The 20,990-nt window shown below is 36.7% G+C and carries 18 protein-coding genes and 1 pseudogene; 7 read left to right on the top strand and 12 right to left on the bottom strand.

Features of this window, described 5'->3' with window-relative positions:
• A partial coding sequence (locus tag LNQ34_RS23255; RefSeq protein WP_230001514.1) for an immunoglobulin domain-containing protein occupies positions 1-3,449 on the bottom strand: 3,449 nt, incomplete at its 3' end.
• A gap of 896 nt (positions 3,450-4,345) precedes the next feature.
• Here LNQ34_RS23255 and map point away from each other — a divergent pair.
• A complete protein-coding gene (gene map / locus LNQ34_RS23260; protein WP_230001516.1) occupies positions 4,346-5,110 on the top strand; it encodes a type I methionyl aminopeptidase in 765 nt (254 codons plus the stop codon).
• Between the two features lie 239 nt (positions 5,111-5,349).
• Here the strand turns inward: map and LNQ34_RS23715 are convergent, their stop codons facing one another.
• The 11 genes from LNQ34_RS23715 to LNQ34_RS23310 all read right to left on the bottom strand — a co-directional run bounded on the left by LNQ34_RS23715 (position 5,350) and on the right by LNQ34_RS23310 (position 15,839).
• A complete protein-coding gene (locus tag LNQ34_RS23715) occupies positions 5,350-5,550 on the bottom strand; it encodes a DDE-type integrase/transposase/recombinase (RefSeq protein ID WP_166924776.1) in 201 nt (66 codons plus the stop codon).
• A gap of 3 nt (positions 5,551-5,553) precedes the next feature.
• On the bottom strand, positions 5,554-5,781 hold the full coding sequence (locus LNQ34_RS23265; protein WP_070906604.1) for an IS6 family transposase: 228 nt from the start codon (positions 5,779-5,781) through the stop codon (positions 5,554-5,556).
• Between the two features lie 148 nt (positions 5,782-5,929).
• Positions 5,930-7,351: an alkaline phosphatase family protein gene (locus LNQ34_RS23270; RefSeq protein ID WP_230001518.1), complete on the bottom strand. Its 1,422-nt coding sequence runs from the start codon at positions 7,349-7,351 to the stop codon at positions 5,930-5,932.
• A gap of 96 nt (positions 7,352-7,447) precedes the next feature.
• Complete coding sequence (gene eboE / locus LNQ34_RS23275) at positions 7,448-8,653, bottom strand: metabolite traffic protein EboE (RefSeq protein WP_230001520.1); 1,206 nt, start codon at positions 8,651-8,653, stop codon at positions 7,448-7,450.
• On the bottom strand, positions 8,647-9,819 hold the full coding sequence (locus LNQ34_RS23280) for a 3-dehydroquinate synthase (RefSeq protein ID WP_166924783.1): 1,173 nt from the start codon (positions 9,817-9,819) through the stop codon (positions 8,647-8,649). Before LNQ34_RS23280 ends, eboE begins: the two co-directional genes overlap by 7 nt.
• A 16-nt stretch (positions 9,820-9,835) precedes the next feature.
• A complete protein-coding gene (gene eboC, locus LNQ34_RS23285) occupies positions 9,836-10,732 on the bottom strand; it encodes a UbiA-like protein EboC (RefSeq protein ID WP_230001522.1) in 897 nt (298 codons plus the stop codon).
• Entirely contained in the window at positions 10,733-11,641 is a 909-nt protein-coding gene (locus LNQ34_RS23290) for a TatD family hydrolase (RefSeq protein WP_070906609.1), read from the bottom strand. It abuts the gene before it with no gap.
• Positions 11,642-11,644: 3 nt separating this feature from the next.
• On the bottom strand, positions 11,645-12,520 hold the full coding sequence (locus tag LNQ34_RS23295; protein ID WP_230001524.1) for an EboA domain-containing protein: 876 nt from the start codon (positions 12,518-12,520) through the stop codon (positions 11,645-11,647).
• Between the two features lie 23 nt (positions 12,521-12,543).
• Positions 12,544-12,981, bottom strand: coding sequence for a VOC family protein (locus tag LNQ34_RS23300; protein ID WP_230001525.1), 438 nt, complete (start codon positions 12,979-12,981; stop codon positions 12,544-12,546).
• 26 nt (positions 12,982-13,007) lie between these two features.
• Entirely contained in the window at positions 13,008-14,057 is a 1,050-nt protein-coding gene (locus LNQ34_RS23305) for a ferritin-like domain-containing protein (protein WP_230001528.1), read from the bottom strand.
• A 24-nt stretch (positions 14,058-14,081) separates the two neighbouring features.
• Positions 14,082-15,839 carry a hypothetical protein gene (locus tag LNQ34_RS23310; protein ID WP_230001530.1) on the bottom strand — a complete coding sequence of 586 codons (1,758 nt, stop codon included), beginning with the start codon at positions 15,837-15,839 and terminating at the stop codon, positions 14,082-14,084.
• A 384-nt stretch (positions 15,840-16,223) separates the two neighbouring features.
• On the opposite strand from LNQ34_RS23310, the gene LNQ34_RS23315 reads away from it, so the two are divergent.
• From LNQ34_RS23315 to LNQ34_RS23340, 6 genes and pseudogenes are all read left to right on the top strand, one after another.
• Positions 16,224-16,457, top strand: coding sequence for a transposase (locus LNQ34_RS23315; RefSeq protein WP_230001532.1), 234 nt, complete (start codon positions 16,224-16,226; stop codon positions 16,455-16,457).
• Positions 16,458-16,913: 456 nt separating this feature from the next.
• Positions 16,914-17,759 (top strand): chromate resistance protein ChrB domain-containing protein, encoded by an 846-nt coding sequence (locus LNQ34_RS23320; protein ID WP_230001534.1) that lies wholly within the window; start codon positions 16,914-16,916, stop codon positions 17,757-17,759.
• Between the two features lie 86 nt (positions 17,760-17,845).
• Entirely contained in the window at positions 17,846-18,343 is a 498-nt protein-coding gene (locus tag LNQ34_RS23325; RefSeq protein WP_230001536.1) for a hypothetical protein, read from the top strand.
• A gap of 10 nt (positions 18,344-18,353) precedes the next feature.
• Complete coding sequence (chrA, locus tag LNQ34_RS23330) at positions 18,354-19,112, top strand: chromate efflux transporter (RefSeq protein WP_230001538.1); 759 nt, start codon at positions 18,354-18,356, stop codon at positions 19,110-19,112.
• Positions 19,113-19,127: 15 nt separating this feature from the next.
• A pseudogene (locus LNQ34_RS23335) lies at positions 19,128-19,529 on the top strand (chromate transporter); the annotation flags it as partial.
• A 427-nt stretch (positions 19,530-19,956) separates the two neighbouring features.
• Positions 19,957-20,990: hypothetical protein (locus LNQ34_RS23340; RefSeq protein WP_230001542.1), on the top strand; the 1,034-nt coding region annotated here is incomplete at its 3' end.

A 20,990-nucleotide genomic window follows, 5' to 3' on the forward strand; every position in this document is an offset into this window, starting at 1 on the left:
GAACTGCTTCCTGTTGGAGCCGGGGTGATATTGATTGTAGCAGTTACCTCAAATCTGTCAGCTGACTCACAGCCTGATACTGTCTGAGAAGCAAAATAATGTGCGCCGTCTGTCAAAGGGGTACTCGTAGCCAAAGGACTTCCCCCACTTGATGCCGCATACCAGTTGATCGTACTTCCTGTGGCGCTTAAATTGCCAACCGTTGAAGCTGAGCAGAAACTCTGGGAACCGCTTCCTGTTGGAGCTGGGGTGATATTGATATGAGCAGTTACATCAAGTCTGGTAGCCGACTCACAGCCTGATACTGTCTGAGAAGCAAAATAATGCGTACCGTCTGTCAAAGGGGTACTCGTAGCCAAAGGACTTCCCCCACTTGATGCCGAATACCAGTTGATCGTACTTCCAGTGGCGCTTAAATTGCCAACCGTTGAAGCTGAGCAGAAACTCTGGGTTGCATTGCCTGTTGGAGCCGGAGTGATATTGACATGAGCAGTTACATCGAGTCTGGTGGCCGACTCACAGCCTGATACTGTCTGAGAAGCAAAATAATGCGTACCGTCTGTCAAAGGGGTACTCGTAGCCAAAGGACTACCTCCGCTTGATGCCGAATACCAGTTGATCGTACTTCCTGTGGCGCTTAAATTGCTAACCGTTGAAGCCGAGCAGAAACTCTGAGAACTGCTTCCTGTTGGAGCCGCAGTGATATTAACATGAGCGGTTACATCGAGTCTGGTGACCGACTCACAACCTGATACTGTCTGCGAAGCAAAATAATGCGTACCGTCTGTCAAAGGGGTACTCGTAGCCAAAGGACTTCCTCCACTTGATGCCGCATACCAGTTGATCGTACTTCCAGTGGCACTTAAATTGCCAACCGTTGAAGCAGAACAGAAACTTTGAGAGCTGCTTCCTGTTGGAGCAGGTGTAGATGCAATTGTAACAGAAGCGGTATTCACTAAATTTATTGAACAGGAAGTCCCTAATTTAATAGCTTTTACAGTAAGAGAAGTCGAACTATTCAATGCTGCAGAGGTTAGAGTTAGATTAGTACCCGTACCTGATTTTGAAGAACCACTCATTGAAGCTCCATTAAATAACTGATAAATAATTCCACTTTCTGAACCCTGAACGGTTACAGCAGCAGTTGAACCGGAACAAATAGATGTCGAAGCCAAAGTGACGTTCAGACTATTTGAAGGATTCATACATACAATTGTAACTCCTGCTGATGCACTTCCTTCACAATTTGAACCTGTAGTCGCTTTTGCTGTAATTACACCTCCCATATATAAAGAACAATCTGAAGACAAACTGCCAATAGTCCACGTACCACCCGAAACAGTGGTAGTTCCACCAACTTGAAATCCATCTACAAAAAGGCTAATAATATCTCCATTTGTTCCCGTACCACTTACTGAATTTCCACATTCGTAAACAGATGAAGTAGTGATTACTAAAGCATTTGATGATTTTGTACCGACAACAATCGAATTTGATACATTACTTAACGAAAGACAGGTTCCTAGTGCCCTGGCCGTAATAGTACTGCCAAGAGCAATACTGATTCCAGTTGAAGCAGTCCATGTTCCGTTAGCAGCAACTGTTGTAGTTCCTTCTAAAACTCCATTTTCATATACTTGTACGATTGTACCTGCCGCCTCTGCTAATGAACCGGAAACACTAGTAACAGCAGCTGTTGAACAAATAGGACCATTAACAATTGGTGTGTTTGCTTTTCTTTGTACTATTGCCATTACAGACCCGGTAGAAATACATTTTCCGGAAGCAATAGCAGTCACAGACAACGTTTGACATTCTCGGTTTGACAATGATAAACCACTAATAGTCCATGCTCCTCCAGCCGTAGTTGTTGCTGTTCCTATCTGTGTTCCGTTTGCCAGAAGATTTACAGTAATTCCCGATACATTATCAGGCGAATTTACTGATCCGGAAATAGAAGTTGTCGAGGATAGAACCGGACTTGTTGCTATAGTAGGATTTGCAGTGGCAGTAGCGCTGGAATATTGACAATCATAAGTATAACCCGACTCGCATTTTCCTGGTTCTTGATAAGTAAAAAGATAAACAGCTGTACCAAAACAGTTACCTGTCTGACACTTGAAAAGTACGGTTTGAGGATTCGAAGTTGTGGTTACCGTATTTAAATTATAGGGGGCTTCTAAAATTAACGCAACTGGATTTATAAGAGTACCATTGGCATTATAGCATCTAACAATGGTACCAACTGGTCGATTTACAGTAAGCGAATACCCCTTACTTCCTGATATCTTAGTAATATCTCCTGCTGCAGGTACTGTTGTTGACAAGGCGCAACTTACAACAGTTACAGGATTACAGTTTGCTATAGACTGTCCTTTGCCGGGGGCGGTTGATGTGGCAGTAATAATCTGTCCTGTGGTTAAAACCGGAGAAATTCCCGTAAGAGTCCATACTCCTAAACTAACAGAAGTTGTACCAATAGAAGCTCCATTCTTATATACCGTTATCACTGTACCATCAGCTTCAGTAGAGGTGCCCGATACCGATGAATCTCCCGTACTAACACCTGAAATACCCGGACAAAGTGAACGATCCGGACATACCACACCAGGAGCGCAGGGAGTATAATTATCAATAATATGTACAAAGCAATTTTCAAGACTGCCACAACTGGAATCAATACCAGCAATATCAGAAGCAGATGCAGGATTACACAGAGTCGATTTTTGAGCTCCCATATTATCAACCATTGCCATACGGATGGCTGTACTTGAATTGATGATCGTGGATAATGGCGCAAACGTAGTTGTCAGGTCACTCATCTTTACGAAAAAATCATAAAAATAATCCGGATTACTGCAACTTGTGGTCAGGGCAATCGACTTTTGATAATTTGTAGTTCCAGCATACGAAATAACAGGTGTACAATTATTATTATTTACATCATATACAAAAACGCCAAAATTTGTGGCTAACACTATTTCTATCTCAAAACCCGGATTTGAATTTGAATATTGCGGATCGGCATTAGGTCCAACTCCGCCAAATTTACCATCGGTGTCAATCAGAATACTATAACTTTTTGAATTAGGAGAACTACTTCCCATCCTCATCCTAAAAAGCCAATTACCATTACCATCTAAATAAGATTGAACAGGATCCTGATCTCCCTGATCTACAAAATCAGTAAAACTACAATTTGGTCCTGCACTAAGATCACTGTTTGGCTCTATCATAGGAAAAACCAATGATTTATATGGAATCTCACTTTGAAGCTGATCATCTGTTGTAAAACCGTTTGCAGTAGCCGACGTAAAACCATCTCCATTGGGATCAAGTACTGTAGTTCCCGCTCCTGTAGCAGGATTATAAATCATTCCCGGAGTTTGGGCAGTAACTTTACTAAAACTCAATAAAACAAACAATGCAATAAGTAAAATTTTTCTCATAATAAAAAGCTTTTATTGTACAGAATAACTTTTTTAACATAGGCCTTATAAAAAAATATCAAAACAATTTTGTAGAAATATTACTGCAATTCAAACCGTACTGTTCGCAATAGATCAATTAACTTAGCATTAAATAAATTCACTCAACAAATAGCATGTAGAAAAAAAACTGACCTTTTTATGAATCAGTTCAGGAAATAAGAAAGGGAAAAAATAGGTTGTGGCAATAAGTAATTTTGACACAATAACTTAGCTGACAAATAATAATTTATCATGCCATAAAAACAACAAATAAATTGTCGTGTTTAAAAAATCAATTTGCAGAAATGAATTAAACGATTATACTCCGCTTAATTTTTTTACATACAGTAAGCAGGTAACATTAGAATCAACTATTTTAATTCTAAAAAAATCACACTTTGGTTGTGTGAAACAAAATTCAGAGTAAATAATTCTTTTCATAGGTACAGATTTTTTTAATGATAGATTCCGGCTTGTGTAAATGTAAGAAAAAAGAATGAAAAAGCAAGTTATAATTTCCAATAAATCAGCATTTTCTTTAATATGATTATCTAATATAGAAAACAATTATGATACCTAGAGCTCTCATTTTAATTCATTTCTAAAACACTACACAATATTTCTCAATCAAAAATAAATATTTACTTTTAATTGTTTATAGGTAAAAATACGCGTTTCTTATCCTAAAAGAGAGAGAGTACTTCCGTATCTTCAAGCTTCACTCCTTTAAAATCAGCTAATCAGATATTTATTTTTATTCTTATATTTTTTTATGGAAACAAGCATTGTAATAAGAATTAACCGAAAATATGCAATTTGTATATTTGTGAATTAACAGAAATTACTAAATGATAATGCATCAAAAATAGAGAACTATGTCAATAACAAAAGAATCGGAGTTATTAGGAATGCAAAAAGCAAGTGATGCTGTTGCCTATACTCTCAAAGAAATGATAGATTATGCTCAGCCTGGAATGAGTACAAAAGAGCTCGACCAATACGGAGCAAAAATTTTATCTGATTTTGGAGCAAAGTCTGCACCACATTTGACTTATGGCTTTCCAGGTTGGAACTGTATAAGTGTTGGTAATGAATTTTGTCACGGAATTCCTTCTGTGAAAAGAATTCTAAAAGAAGGCGATCTAATAAACATTGACGTTTCAGCAGAACTTGACGGATTTTGGGCAGATAATGGAGCTTCATTCGTTTTAGGAAAAGACATTCGCCAACATCAAAAAATTGTTAATGCTTCAAGAGAAATCTTAGAAAAAGCAATTAATAATATAAAGGACGGTGTTAAAATTTCGGATATTGGATACATAATGGAAACGGAAGCAAAAAGAAGAGGCTTTAAAATCATTAAAAATCTAAGCGGGCACGGAATTGGAAGAAGTTTACACGAACAACCTGATGAAATTTTGAATTATAGAAATCGTTTTGATCAAAGACGATTTAAGAAGAATGCCGTAGTAGCAATTGAGACTTTTATTTCAACTAATTCAACATATGCTATAGAATTAAATGACGGCTGGACAATGGTTGGGAACAATGGTGGTTTTATGGCACAACACGAGCACACAATTGTTGTAACGGACGGAAAACCGATAATACTAACAGAAAAAAACGGAATTTTTAACTAAAGTAGTTTTCATACATAAGCAACTTATCAAAATTGTGTAGTTTTTCAATTAATTAAAAATAACGTTTCTTTGATTTTACTGCTAAAATGGACAAAGCAGTTTTAAACCGATTCATTTTTTTGACGCTATAATTTTAAAAATGAAAAAAAAGTAAGTTTAGATGCGGGAGACAACATAAATAACAATATAATTTTTATAGTTCCTCAGTGTGAAACGCCTGATGTATCACTTAGAAAAATTTAACAAAATACTATTGATTCAATACAATAGTATCTCAAAATTGGGTTGTACTTATTATTTATTGCCATAATTAGAAATGATTGGGCACTCATTCTCTGTCTTCTTTTAATCAGAAGAAAATCTACTGTGTTACCCGATTTATCTACAGCCCTATACAAATAATACCAAATACCTTTAACTTTTATATCGGTCTCATCCATTCTCTAGCTCATTCCCGCTCTAATCTCTCTCTTTTTCATTTGAAATTCCATGATTGGAGCAAATTTAAATACCCAACGCTGAATCGTAGCATGATCAACCTGTATTCCGCGCATTTTCATTATTTCTTCAACATCCCTGCAACTCAATTTAAATCTCGATTTAAATCTCAATTTGAAATAAACAGCCTGAAGAATAATAACTTTGGGATAACAGTGACCTTTGGCATTCATTTAATATATTTTCAAGCATTGAGAATAATAGTTATTAATAGGTGAAACAGAACCCACAAATAATATTACTAATAAGAAATTAAATACTTTGTCCTAATTACTGTTTTAGCAGCAGTTTTAAGTTTTTTTGGTAGTGTCTAACTAAAAACTAAGATAATTCTTCCATTTCTAAGTCTGTAGTTTTTGTCAGCATATCCTGCTTAGATTTAAATACAATATTTAATATATACTGGCAAATAAAGTTACTCTCAACTTTATTTGGCAATTTATTTTTTGTGATTAATATCGGTTTGTCTTCTTTTTTGTCCGGAATACAGCCATGAGATCCTTTAACCAAACTGGCGTCCAATGGAATAACATTCATAAGGGTGCGAAACCCCAGTTTCTTTTTAATCAATTTAAAAAGGATGTGGGGCAAAATAAATCTCTGCTTAGGATCTAAAAACAACTCCACCGGATCATAACCTATTTTTTTATGAATTTCCACAGTACGGGCAAAATCGGGGGCCTTGTTATCCTCCATCCAGTAATAATAGGTGAACCAACTGTTATGATCTGCAACCAGAACAAGATCTCCTGAACGTTCGTGATCCAGATGGTGCTCTTTTTTTCCTTTGCTGTCCAATACTTTTGCAATTCCGGGTATCTTCTGAATTAATTCTTTGAGCTCAACAATATCTTCATTCTCTTTCACATATAAATGCGCAATTTGATGGTCTGCCAATGCAAAAGCCTTACATTCCCCGGTATCCAGTAATTCTAATCCTCGTTCTTCTCGTATTTGCAAATATCCGTGTGTGCGTAAAAATCGATTAATATGTATGGGATTGTTAACTTCAGTAATACCATACTCAGACAAAACAACAACTTCCGTCCCCTTACTTTCAAAATATTCGATTAAGTCTTTGCATACTTTGTCAATCGCTTTTACATCTTCATTGATTTCGGGTGACCCGGGTTGAAACTTTTGACAGCAGTAATCTAAATGTGGTAAGTAGATTAAAGTTAGTGTCGGATTATGCCATTGGTAAACAAGTTTTGCAGCATTGGCGATCCATTGGCTGGAACGGATTGTTGTTTTTGGTCCCCAAAAATCAAAAAGAGGAAATGTTCCCAGTTGAGCCTGGAGACGATCCCGTAAGTCAGAGGGTTTTGAATAACAATCAGGCTTCTTCTGTCCATCTGCCCAATATTGCGGACGCGGTGTCACTGTAAAATTAGCATCAGAATACATATTGTACCACCAAAACAAATTAGCACAAGTAAATGACGGATCTATTTCCCTTGCTAAATCCCATATTTTTGGTGATTGTACCAGTTTATTTGACTGTTTCCACATTTTTACCTCCATATCATTCCTGTCGTACCATCCATTTCCCACAATCCCATGTTCCGAAGGCCATTTTCCGGTTAAGTAAGTCGCCTGAGCTGAACAGGTGAGCGCCGGAAGTACTGGTTCAATAATACTTAAATTCCCCTTTCTCTTTTGCCATTGATGCAAAAAAAGATCCGGATTTTGAAGTAGGGAACTCGTAAGTCCTACTACATTTATAACGACTGTTTGCTGCATGATTTTGGTAGTATAGTTTTATATAGCCGGCATTTTTTTACCAGAAATTATATAGATTAAAATGATTTTCACATTGCACATTTTACAATCATCATTTCACAATTTATCAAGTACCCATTTCAGCTCTCTCTCGATGGATTGATCTAAATCGGTTTGTAAATGAATCGGCAATACCTGCCAGGTATAGGTTTCGATTTCCAGATGTCTGGTAAACTCATTTTTGTGCCAACTTCGCAAAATTGTTGTAATATCATTTTGAGTAGATTGCAAGAGCTGATAATCTTCAACAAATATGGGTACATGAAAATGAGTACGAAGCTCCCGAAAATCATCACGGCTTATCGCTTCTATTCCATTTTTCAAATCCTTAAATTTGAGTAATGCTCCTTCTTTTGTTTTAATAACTGCCTGGTGCAGATAGGTCGGTTCATCAAAAGTTTTCAGGCATTTTTGGAGTTGTTCAACTGTTGTATTTTCTGAAACTGTACATTTGAGCGCGGCACTAATTTGTAATTTGCCAATATTCAAACCGTGCTTTTGCATTTTTCTGATGACCTCATCACTTTCTTCAAATCCAATGGAAAAATGGCAGACATCATAACAAAGCTGTATGTGATTACGAATATATTCTTGTGCCTGAATTAAACTGCATAAAAGATTTTTGGCTAATAATGAAGCTCCTTCCTTAAGTAAATAATCCTCGAAAAAAGCGATATATTCGTCGCTGCTTTCAATTATGCCATCGGGTTCCGGTTCTATATCCAAATGCATCATTTTACCTTTGGATTCCTGTATTTTAACCAACTGAGCCACTACTGTGATCAACTGGCTTGTGGCAGTTCGTTTTGCTTCAGTTAAACTGTTTTCGGTAGCATACCAATGTTTATAAGAAAGCGGTGAAGTCGAAATTCCTCCTTCGATATCAGGTGGCAAAAGTTGCGATAAAATGTTAAAAAGCAACTCTGTGTAATTTAATCTGTCAGGGCTTGTCCAATCTGGTAAATGAACTTTATCCTTAATGACCTCGTTATGAAAATTTCCATATGGAAATCCATTCATCGTAAATACATACATTTCGTTTTTCTGTAACCAGTCTTTAAAAATCAAAAGATGATTTTCTGCTATCAATTCAGAAGCAGCCTGATAAGAAAGCCGTAAACCTATACCAAAAGGCTTATGTGGAGAGACTTTCTTTTTAAGTGGAATACAATACGTTTTTACACTTTCAAAAACAGCTTCCCAGGATTCGCCCGCATGAATATTGGTACAGTAACTTAAATGACTATTGGAACCAATTAACATACTTCTGTATTTAGCTGACAAAATGAATTGAGATACTGAACCGATTGTATAATTATCTCTTTATCCAGTGCATGTACCTCTTCACCAATACCTATTTCATTTATCAACATGATCGTAAGCCGGCCGCCAAGATGCTCTCTGAACTCTTCTAATCCTCTAATTACCTCCTCTAAATGAGCATCAAGAACCGGGTGTGTTATTGCAAAACCCAATGTTAGGAAACATTTTAAAATTCGTTCCAGACTCAGTGCATCAATTCTATGTATCAAAAAAGAGTAAGTAACATCGAGGGCTATACCAATTGCTACGGCTTCTCCGTGGGTAATTTCATAATTAGTAAGCTGTTCCATTTTGTGGGCTGCCCAATGTCCAAAGTCTAATGGACGAGATGAACCTTTCTCAAAGGGATCCCCATTTTTAGAAATATGATCGGTATGCAAAGCAGCACAACGAATAATAAGCGTTTCCATAACCGAAACTTCTCTGTTGTTAAGAGCCTGCGCATTATTCTCTATCCAGTCAAAAAAAGAAGCATCTTTTATGAGTGCCACTTTTATAGCTTCGGAAATACCGGATCGCCAGTCCCGTTCCTTTAGCGTTGTTAAAAAATCAGAATCATTTAGTACTGCATACGGTGGGGCAAATGTACCCAGAAAGTTCTTTTTACCAAAATAATTCATACTGTTCTTTACCCCAACTCCCGAATCGTTTTGAGATAAAACAGTCGTTGGTATCCGGATCAGGCGTACACCGCGATGTGCAATTGCCGCAGCATAACCTACGGCATCTAGTACAGCGCCCCCTCCTATTGCAATAAGAAAAGAATGCCTGTCTATTTTATTGTCATTGATTAATTGCAGAACCGATTCAATAACATCCAAACTATTCTTAACGGCTTCTCCTCCCTGAACGACATTGATACTATGTTCTGAAATTCCAAACTGATAATGATTAAAATAGTGAATCACATTTGCGATGAACTGACTTGTTGTTTCAACAACTCCTCTATCTATTACTATAGCAATTTTGGGCTGTTGGAAAGCGGGTTCTTTTTTGATCACATCAATAAGTGAGGTATTGCCGGTATCAAATAAAGAACGGCTAAAAATAATGTCATAATTAAATGTGACCTGAAAATTCTGCTGAAGTATCTGTTGTTGTTTCATTTTGATAAAGTATAAATCAGGTTACGGCAAACTTTTTAGATAATAAAATCGATATTGGCAACAAGGCCAGTACAAACAATGCGTATACCAGTCCTGCCGAACCTGCTACATAACTTGCATTAAGAGGAATTAGGGATAATACCCCTGTTTTTACCGCCTTTTGTATCGCAACCGGCTGATTGTAAAGGAAAGCTTTGTATTTTGCAAAAAAATTAATTCCGTACCAAAAAAGAAGAAAAGGCAGGAGCTGCCAAAATCTAAATTCAAGCTTGTATCCTATAAAAATAAACAGAACAACTACTATTGCATCGAGTATCAGAGCAGTCAGTATAGCGGACTTATTATTTCCCGAAGCTTCTTTTTTAGCCGTAAGTGTGATGGCTGCAATAAATAAAATAGGAATAATGCCAATGTACCAATAAGTAAAAACGGCGTCATTATTGATGCTCATCCCTAAAAGCAAATTTCCTCCCCGACAAAGTCCCATGTTTAATGGACCTGCAATGGAATAATGTTTACTTATTTTATCATAAGTAAGAGCCAATACACCAATTACCGCTGCCAGCATACCACTGAGAACTGATACCGCAAAAGCAAATCCGATTCCTGCCAGTAACATAAAACTGCCCAGTAAAATAGCTTCATCTTTGCTCACCAACCCACGTGGGAGTACTCTTTCCGGCCGATTTATGGTATCTGCTTCCAAATCGAAAATATCATTAAATACAATACCCCCTCCATACAAGCCAATTGTAGAAAGCACGAGCAGCAACACATTCTGTATCCCATTCTCATTGTTGCCATTCAAAACTAAAAGCCCGGAAACAGCAATCCCCGCAAGAATATCAGTCACTGCCGTAACAATATTTGCGGGACGCACTAAGGTTACTAAATAGAATAACTTACCTGACATCTAGTTTTCTATAATGATTTTTGGATATACAATTTCTTTAGATTCCTGTCCTCTGAGCACACTGCTTCCTTCAAATAAAGAATCCTGAGTGATAGTGATTTCATTTTTCCAGTCTTCTTCATTCATTTGCCCGCTTTGAGAATAAGCCGTTAAGGCATTTTTATAGCAGGTTAGATGAACATCTTCTTTAGCAATTCCTCTTTCAAGCATTAAAGCTGCCGTTTTAGGAACAGATAAAGGATCACTTACTCCCCAATCGGCAGAACTGTCTACAATAATACGTTCAGATCCGTACTGCTTTACAACCTCTACCATCCGTTCATTCCCCATTTTGGTATTGGGATAAATGGTAAAAGCAGCCCAATATCCGCGATCTAAAACCTGTTTGGCTGTTTCTTCGTTATTGTGGTCGATTACCACCATATGAGGAGCCACTCCATGTTCTTCCAGCACATCCATACTTCTGATGGTTCCATTTTTTTTATCCCGATGCGGGGTATGAACCATTATCGGCAAATTAAATTTCAAAGCCAAATCGATCTGTAGTCTGAAATATTTATCTTCGGCCGGAGTCTGATCGTCATAACCAATTTCTCCAATTGCCACTACTCCTTCTTTTGCTGCAAACAACGGTAATAAATCCATCACTTTTTCTGCCAGAGCTTCATTGTTGGCTTCTTTAGAGTTTAGCCCTATAGTACAATAATGCTTAATTCCGAATTGTGAAGCTCTGAATCTTTCCCACCCCACCAAGGTGCTGAAATAATCCTTAAAAGAAGAAGCTTCTGTTCGTGCCTGGCCAAGCCAAAATGCCGGTTCAATAACAGCTACAATACCTGCAGCACGCATTGCCTGGTAATCATCTGTTGTTCTGGATACCATGTGAATATGTGGGTCAATGTAATACATGTACTAAATTTTTAATAGTGAATAATATTGGGTTCCTATTTCATCCCATGTTGCCGTGCTTTGAGATAATACCTCTTCAGAAATTTCATTTTCTTTAAAAAAAATACTCTCTTTCAGCACTTTTACCGCAGCCACTTGGGTCAATAACTCTCCGGTTCCTATTGCTTTTGTCAGATCGTCTGCTATTTCCCGGTTTACAAAACCGGCTGTCAATCTCCAAATTTCCGGTGATACTAATCGTCCTGCCGACCAGCGTTCGTGAATATAATCGTTTATAATTAAGGCCAGCTTTTCATTTTTACGTAGTTTTAAGCCAATAATTTGATACAATGGACGCCCCATAAAAAGGGCTTTCAGCACCAACTGATTCCATGCATCAACCGGCAGGTATTTTGCTGCAAAAGGATTCCCTAAGGCTACAGCATCAAACACTGCAACCATATTGGTTCTGATTCCTTCCTGAATTGTCAAAATAAATTCCTCTGCATTTTTTAAGAAAAAAAGTCCCTTATACAAACTGACTAACTCTTTTATGTCTGCCATTTCTGCCAGGTTCTTTATTGTTTCAATATTTTGATGCTCTGGAAGGTGCATCATTAACAAACTACGGCAAAGCTGCTGCAGATCCCAATTAGCTGTTGTAAAGCCGGGATACAATTCTTCCAGCAAAATAGTTTCCTGCAAGGTCCATTTTGGAATTATTGGCGAAATTTTCCTGGTAACTAAACCAAAAGTCTGAAAAAACTGTGTGTTGTTCTCAAACCAGATATGGCTTTCCATCCAATCTGATTCAGCTTCTGAAAGTTTCTGTCGAATTAGAGTTCGTATTATTTCTGCTGAATTAATTCTTATTGCTGTTGCTGTCCTATCCGTTTTCATTTTATAAATCTTTTTGGGCTCAGTTACTTTAAAATGTTTTCCCTGACAACCAGTGAATTATTATCCGGATCTCTAAAAAAGAAAAAACGATCTTCATACCCGTCATCTGAAGTATTAGAATTGATTACAACACCGTCTATTTCATCGATCACCACTCCATTGACTCTAAAATAATCAAGCGTTGCCTGAATATCCTTTACAATAAAGCTCGGAACTGTTCCTGTTTCCGGTAGTGGGTAAAAAGGAGTGTCAATATCTTTGTATAATCCCAGCATAAAACCATCTTTGTTCTTATGCTCTAAATACAGTTGTATAAAGGATTCTGTGCCAAAATTCCCATCAGAGTTGAGCGTATATCTACCATCTGTTTTAAAATCAAGGATTTCCTCATAGAATTTTTTAGATTTAAGAATATCACTGACTGATACTTTTATCACTACTGCTTTTGACTTAAATTTCATTTCTTTTTTACTTTTAAATCAACACATTATTCCCCAACAACATATTCAAAACTAGGCCCCGTTACAAAACCAGGGTGATTAGGATCGGGAATCGCCAGCAACTTAAGAGCATATAATCGCAAAGAATACATTACCCCCATTGCGGTACTAATCTTCTCTGGTTCTCCATTAAAAGTTTCATGCAAACTATTAAGCAAAGAAGTGTAGTTGTAATTAAAGAACTTACTATTAATATAAGCCTGAGAATCCTTTGGATAATCATTCATTTTAGGATTTGGCCACATATTTGGTACTAATTCAGGATTAAACGCAATTAATGGATCCCCAAACATATACCCTCCCTCAGGGTCTGCCTGTATTGTTTTACCCTTATAAATTTCTTCAAAACGGTAGTAGTGCGCCAGTTCAGGAACATTTCCATCGTCTGCAGAACTTACAAATGGATCTGTTGTTGTTCCTTCACCCTGATCAATAATGATATCTATACCTCTTATAGCAGTTGCCTCATCGACAATAGGGAATAATAAAGATGCATCATAAAATTTTTCAAAGGTCATTTGATAGTTTGGATTTCCAACAAATATTGTTTTTCCTTCCGCTTTTGCAGCAGCTTCAAGTTCTACTATTATTTCTTTTATTCTGGTATAAAACACTCCTATGGTAATTACATTAGAGACCATCAAACGATTATGGATATCAATTGGATCTTCTGGCTCTTCAATTGACATAAAAACATCTTTCACAAGATCTAAAGAAAACTTTTTGAGCGGCACCTGTAATCCATCAACTACAGAGCCTGGTAAAGGCCCCGGGTATAGTGGTATAAAACCAGGTTTATTAATAACCGGACTTCCTCCTACAGCATTCAATATATTGCAGGCTATAGATAAATGCAGCATTTCTTCACGAACTACAGAACCTATCAGGTTTGATATTTGATCATTACCGGTCTCAAATAGCGTAAAATTTGCTGTTAAGTAGGGCGGAATTGTGGAATGTTCTAACTCAATGGCAGTTTGCAGCGCATTTTTTAGATCGGAGAGAGTCTCAATTTTTATCGTTTTTAAGAATATCATAATCAGATTTTTATTTTATGAATACTATGCTTTATTTGCTGTTGCAGTTTTATCGATGACATCTTGTAAATAGTTCAAAATAACCGTCTTTTTATATTTAGAAAGATCTCTTGTTGCAGGCATATAATTAGGATCATCAAGATCTTTACTAAAAACTAAATGCAATATTTGCGCATTTTTATCAACCACCGTTTTATCTGCCAGATTAAAAATTCCTTTTGACATCAACGGATACAAATTGGCATATTGCTGCATGATGGGCTGAATAAAGTTGTCCCAGTCAGGAATTATTTTTGGGGTTGGAGCACCTGAAAAAATCAAAAGACTAATAAAATTAGACTGATTACAATCGTCAAAACTTTGCGTGCTCAGATTATAGCTGATAGCATAAATTTGTCCATCAATGTATACTCTCGGATTTCCGGGATCGGGAGCTGTAAACCTAAGTACAGCTTTACCATTTGCATCTGTTGTAACTTCTGCGGGTTTATTTCCTGAGAAATAAGGTATTGGAGGAGTACCAACTGCAGGTACCACTGGCGGTGGTGGCGAACCCAGTAAATTTTGTGTATTATCTTGTGCCTGAATGATTGCATTTGGAAGTGCTTTTCCAAGATGAGTTGCGTAAAAATTAATTTTACACTTATCTTCAGGATCTAATCGAAATACAAATTGATCAGCACCTACATAATCAATAGACTCTGTATAAATTAATATCCCCGTCTTAGATTTTTTTAAACTAAAAACATCATTGATACTGTCTGTCATATTTGTAACAATTGCCAATGGGTATTGGTTACAAAGATCCAGCTGTTCGTCTGAAAGTGGAAAAGTAAAAATTCCTGATGTACTCATATACCAATCCAAACCTGAATAATTTATTTGTCCAATGACTGATATCCCTGTATTGGTATTGATAACAAGGTGTAAATTTTCACTTGTATTGACCCCTTCTGCATTAAATTGTAGCGCATTACCAAAATCAAGTACAACTTGTTTTAATTTCTCATCGACTAATGCGGTAGCATAATTATATTTTTGTCTTTGTCCCTGCGGTAAATATTGAGGAAGTGGATTTGGAAATAATTGTCTTCCCAATACAAAATGTTTAGGTTCTCTATTATTTGAAGGTCCTATTGAGCCAGTTATTCTGCCTAAAGTAAATTGGTCTGAGGTGTGATCTCCATTAAATCTATCCACCGTAAAATGTATAGATAATTGCTTAGCACTTACCGCTTTTAATTCGTTAAGATATCTTGAGTTAGATATTTTAAAATTCCAATCAATATTCTTTATAACAGACTGATAGGTTGCCCCTGCTCCTGAACTACCTCGTAAATCAACCGATCTTGAAAACCAAATATTGCTAAATGGTGCCATCTCATAATCACCTTTCACCAGTGTATTACCCTCATTATTTACAATTCGTACCACAAACCCCCAAAGTTGAGAAACCATTTGTTGCTGACTATCTAAATCTACAATTTTTCCTGCGGTACGTGCATCGGTATCCATGACAGACATACCAATAATAGGATCTAAAAGTGGATTATCCGTACTCGTTCCGTCCTGATAGGTAACACTCGTAATTTTACAGCCTAGAAATCGCCAGTTTCCGGTACCATCCGGATTCCACCAACCATTTTCCTGGCCCGGACCGTAATTTTGATATTTTGGCTCAAATGTTTCATTGTTAAAATGTGTGGGATCATTATTTACAGTCGAAGGATCGGCCTGAAACTGACCAGAAAATGTAAGACGCGGGACGTTTAAATAGGACATAGTTTTAGTTTTTAAATTTTAGAATAACCAACTTCTTAACACCAATAGTACTTTTTGAATTGTTTTTTAACCATTTATGTGTCAAATTTAAACAACACTCTCATAGATCTGTAATAAAATGTTACAGGCAACTTTTTTTTTGCCATAGAGTAAAAAAAACTAAGCATGAAATTGATTCTATAGCAGTTGGAAACACAAATAATAAATGTAGAATTACCTCTATTTTGTCGCAAAAAACAACGTTCTTAATTGGAGTTACCTCCTATTTTGCCACAAAATGTTAAGGCGGTTTTTGAGAAAAACCTAAAAAGAGGCGAATCGCTTGTTTTTTTGACACTATAATTCTAAAGATTAAAAGGAATAATACTGTCTAAATTTACAACGATGAAAAAGACAAGAAAAAAGTACACGTTAGGGTTTAAGATTCTGGCCGCCTCGATGAGCATACACTGCGAAAGGGTACTTGATGTGGCCCAAAATCTTAATATTAGCATTGATAAACTACAGCACTGGAAGAAGCTTTACAAAGACGGAAAGTTTGCTGCAAAAAAGCCTTTTATCTCTGCTCTTGATCAAAAAGAACTCCTAAAAATAGGTAAGCAGATTAAAGAGCTGTAAACGGAATGCGCTTTACCAAAAAAAAGGTTCAAGACATCTTCTCCAAGAACAGCGAATAAGGTATGAATTTATCAGAGAGCGCCTCTATATTTCTCGTTGGAAAGATGTGCAGGTTTTTTAAGGTCGATCCAAGCTGCTATTATAAATGGCTAAAAGGACTGCCTAGTAGCAGATCCGTACGTAAAATTTTCATCGCATCTAAAATTACCTGGATTTATCACTGGAGCCAATACAGGTGTGGAAGCCCCAGAATTACCAAAGAACTCTCGGCAATCGGCAATTTGACAATAGGAGAATTTCACAGTCAATGTTCAGTTATTTAAACAAGTTTTTAAGACTAATCCTTTATAAATTTTATCAAAAAAACTAATTTCATTCCTTTGTGCATTCTCACTAACTGATACTTAAATAATAAAAAAATGTACCTTAGTACGGATTCTAAAAAACAATTGACTTATGAAATGGATCACCAGAGAAAGACCAAAAATAGACCGAATTGCATGCCCATGGCTTATTAGAAATTTTGTAGATCCTGAGGCTGAATTTATTTACGTCCCTTTTGATCAGGTTCTGGACAAAGCAAAAGAATTAAATGCCCTTCCTTTTGATATCCCAAATGTTGAATTCACACATTATCAGGAGCAGTGTACCTTCGATTATATTGTAAAAAAATATAAAATTGAGGATCCCGCTATTTCCATCATGGCAGGAATTGTACGCGGGGCTGATACCGATCGTCATGAAATTGCAAAAGAATCTGCCGGACTATGGGCGGTGTCTGCCGGGCTTTCGCATAATATTACCGATGATTATAAACTCCTTGAAACCGGAATGGTGCTTTATGACGCACTTTACAGCTGGGCCTCACATCTCTACAAACAGAAACATCTGCAGAACAGCCCCTTTGAGAACCTGCTGCACGAAGTTTATACTAAATTTCTTAAAGACAAAAAAACAGCCGGAAAAACACCATCCTGGGTAAAAGACCTCAAAAATCTTATTCAGGACCAGATTGATGCACAGTTTACTTTCGACCTTAAAAAAATATCCGGTGAACTCGATTTGAACCCGTCCTACCTGTCGAGAGAATTTTCTAAATATTTTGAAGATTTAAATTTCGGGGATTACGTTAGAAAACAAAGGATCGAAAAAGCGGTAAATCTTATTGAGAACACCACCTATACTTTGACTGAGATTGCCTATAGAACCGGATTTTCAGACCAAAGTCATTTTACAAGAATTTTTAAACTCCATACCGGGAAAAATCCGTCAACATACAGAAAAAAAATCCAAAAAAAGTAATCCATATACAAAACGTAAAACGCATACTATTTAAAGAAGTTTAATGCATATAATTTTGTTTCTATAATTTATAAAAAACAAAATCAATGCTTTTAAAATTCCCGCTTCTTTTTATTGTGCTCGTATTTACTCTTCCCTGCTTCTCTCAGACTACCTACCCTAAGATCACAGGATATTTTGGTATTCTGCATCCTCTAGTGACCATAAATAAAGATGAAACTTCAGTAAATTTCAGAGACTACTATGCTCTAGGATTTCCAACTGGAATCAATATCTGGAAAAACGAGAAAATCGGTTTTTCTTTCGAGGTAGTTCCCAATATAAAGGACGATCAGGGTACTAGTAAAGTAACTAATTTATTGTTTCATCCCGGAGTTCTGGTGGCCTTAGGACATGGATATACTTTTGCAGGAAGGGCTGCTTTCGAATCCTCCGGAAGATATGGCATTACGCCTGTTTTAAACAAAACAATAATAAAAAACACCAATTGCAGCTACTTTGCCGCAATCCCCTTGCCAATCCGCTTTGGTAATAATCATCCTGCTTCCTTCACAGTAGGCTTTCAGTTTGGAATTGCATTTTAATTTACAGATCATGAATGAAAATCACAAATATACATTACGAGAACTAACACTTTATTTTTTAAAACTCGGTACTATAGGTTTTGGTGGGCCCGTTGCTCTAGTGGGCTATGTGCACAAAGATCTGGTGGAAAACCGAAAGTGGATCTCAGAGGACGAATACCGCGAAGGACTCGCTCTGGCTCAACTCGCTCCAGGTCCTTTGGCGGCGCAGCTTGGAATTTATCTTGGTTTTGTACATTATCGCTTTCTTGGGGCTACATTGATTGGTTTTGCCTTTGTTCTGCCTTCTTTTTTAATGGTGCTCTTATTAGGGATCATCTATAAACTCTACGGAGGCTTGTCCTGGATTCAGGCAGTATTTTATGGAGTTGGTGCAGCTGTAATCGGAATTATAGCATTAAGTTCTTATAAACTTACTTTAAAATCTATTGGCCAGCTGAATTTGGAATCCATGAAATCTAAGTGGCTGCTTTGGCTCTTTTTTATTCTTGCTGTCGTTATTACTTACATTACAGAACAGGAGCAAGTCCTTTTATTTATTGCAGCCGGTCTTTTATACATGATTATTAAAGCGCCTCCTAAATGGTGGAATAGCAAAACCGTAAACTCTTTTTCTTTAGTTTTTTTACTGGCCGGATTTTGGAGCTATGAAAGCTCTACCTTTACTAAAATTGCTTTTTTCTTTGTCAAAGCAGGAACTTTTGTATTTGGAAGTGGTCTGGCGATAGTTCCTTTTCTACATTCAGGAGTTGTAATCGAGAATCAATGACCTACAGAACAGCAGTTTATGGATTCGGTTGCTGTTGCCATGATTACACCTGGGCCAGTGGTAATAACGGTCGGTTTTATTGGGTATTTGGTCAATGGCTTTTTAGGCGCATTGGTAGCTGCGCTAGCCACTTTCCTTCCTTGCTATCTCTTTACCATAGCAATGGCGCCTTCTTTTAAAAAAATAGCACAAAACAAACCCGTTAAAGCATTTGTCGAAGGTATTACAGCGGCTGTAATAGATGCTCTTGTTGGGTCTGTTATTGTGATAGCCAAAAGAAGTATAATAGACATTCCAACAGCTCTAATAGCAATTGTCACAATTTTTTCGTTAATTTATATAAAGAAAATTCAGGAACCCTATATTATTGTCACAACGGCTATTTTAGGTATGATCATTAAATTGATGCTAATATGAACAGTTGCTTATAAAACATTCGGATACAAAAACAATAACTCCAATTTCTTCTTCCAAAAATGAGACAATAAAGAAATTTAAGGTTCATTTTATCATAAAAATATCCTTTTAACGAGTATTTAAGCTATTTAAAGATTAAAAAGTGTAATAAAAAACCATATACATACCTTTGATTGTGTTAAAAAAATAAAAATTTCATAAATTTTAAATCTAAAAAGTATGAAAGTAAAAAGTACTCTACTTATACAGACTTATTAGTTCTGTGCCGCACCACAATACAGTCATTCACAAACCAATCCGAGGGTTAGCTTAGGTGAATCAATAGTTTTTAAATATTCAGGTTGTCTAGCAATAGACTAAAATCTCAATTTTTCTTATTTAAACTTTAACAAGATATAAGCTACTAGTTTATTTAAATAATAAGATTATGAAAAAAATTACTCTTATTCCGTTTTTTACTTTTTTTATATTATTGTTTTCTACTGTAGTTGGTTATTCACAAAATACTAATATTACATTTGATAATACTAGTGCTTCATTGACAACGACTCCTGCTTGTTCTCTTTCACAATGTAATGCTCAGGATGTTACTTTTGGGAGTGTCTATCTAGGTGATAACGTTGGAAATGTAGCCACTTTGGCCTATGTTTCAAATCCTGTAAACGGCTTGTACATATGGGTTACTATTGCCTCTAATAGTTCTAAATACGACTTGATGTTTCAATTTGACTATTTAGTTGGCGGAGTTCGAAAAAATTTCGATAACACTAACTTTGTTGGTGCCGTAACAGATAGGTTAACGATTAAAATTAGAGGAAGCATAATTACGGCAGGGTCCAAATACCGAATGGCTCAAATTACAAACTATACTGCAGGTCAATCCCTTGAGTTAAAAAACATTTACTTAGGATGGGAAACAAGCGGACAGGCTATTACGCCTTCACAAAGTCTTTCACTGATTACTTGTAATCCTCCTAAATGCAGTAGTGCATATTCAAATGGGATAATTATAAAAACACCTCTTTTTGCCGATTTTTCTATTACTAAAAGTTGTGATGGAGGTTCTTTTCAAAAGGTAGTTTATGCCAGCACTTCAACAGGAGTTGAACCAAACACTAATTATAGCTGGTCATTTCCAGGTGCTGCGACAATTTCTCCGGTTAGTTTAACAACAATAGGTCCATATACTGTGACTTATTCTTCCGCTGGTCCATTTTCTGCTAGTTTAACAGTATCTGACCCCACAAATCAGGTTATACCAAATACTAAAACAGTTAACAATATTACTGTAACTGCATGTTGTACAACACCGGTAATAACTGCAATGACTTCTACTATATGCAGCGGAAGCACTTTTACCGCTACTCCGGCCAATGGAACCAACGGAACAGTTCCGGCTGGTACTACTTATAGCTGGGCAGCACCAAGCGTAATTGGAATTACAGGAACCGCAGCGGGAAG

The sequence above is a fragment of the Flavobacterium lipolyticum genome (assembly GCF_020905335.1).
In the GTDB taxonomy this organism is placed as follows: Bacteria; Bacteroidota; Bacteroidia; order Flavobacteriales; family Flavobacteriaceae; genus Flavobacterium; species Flavobacterium lipolyticum.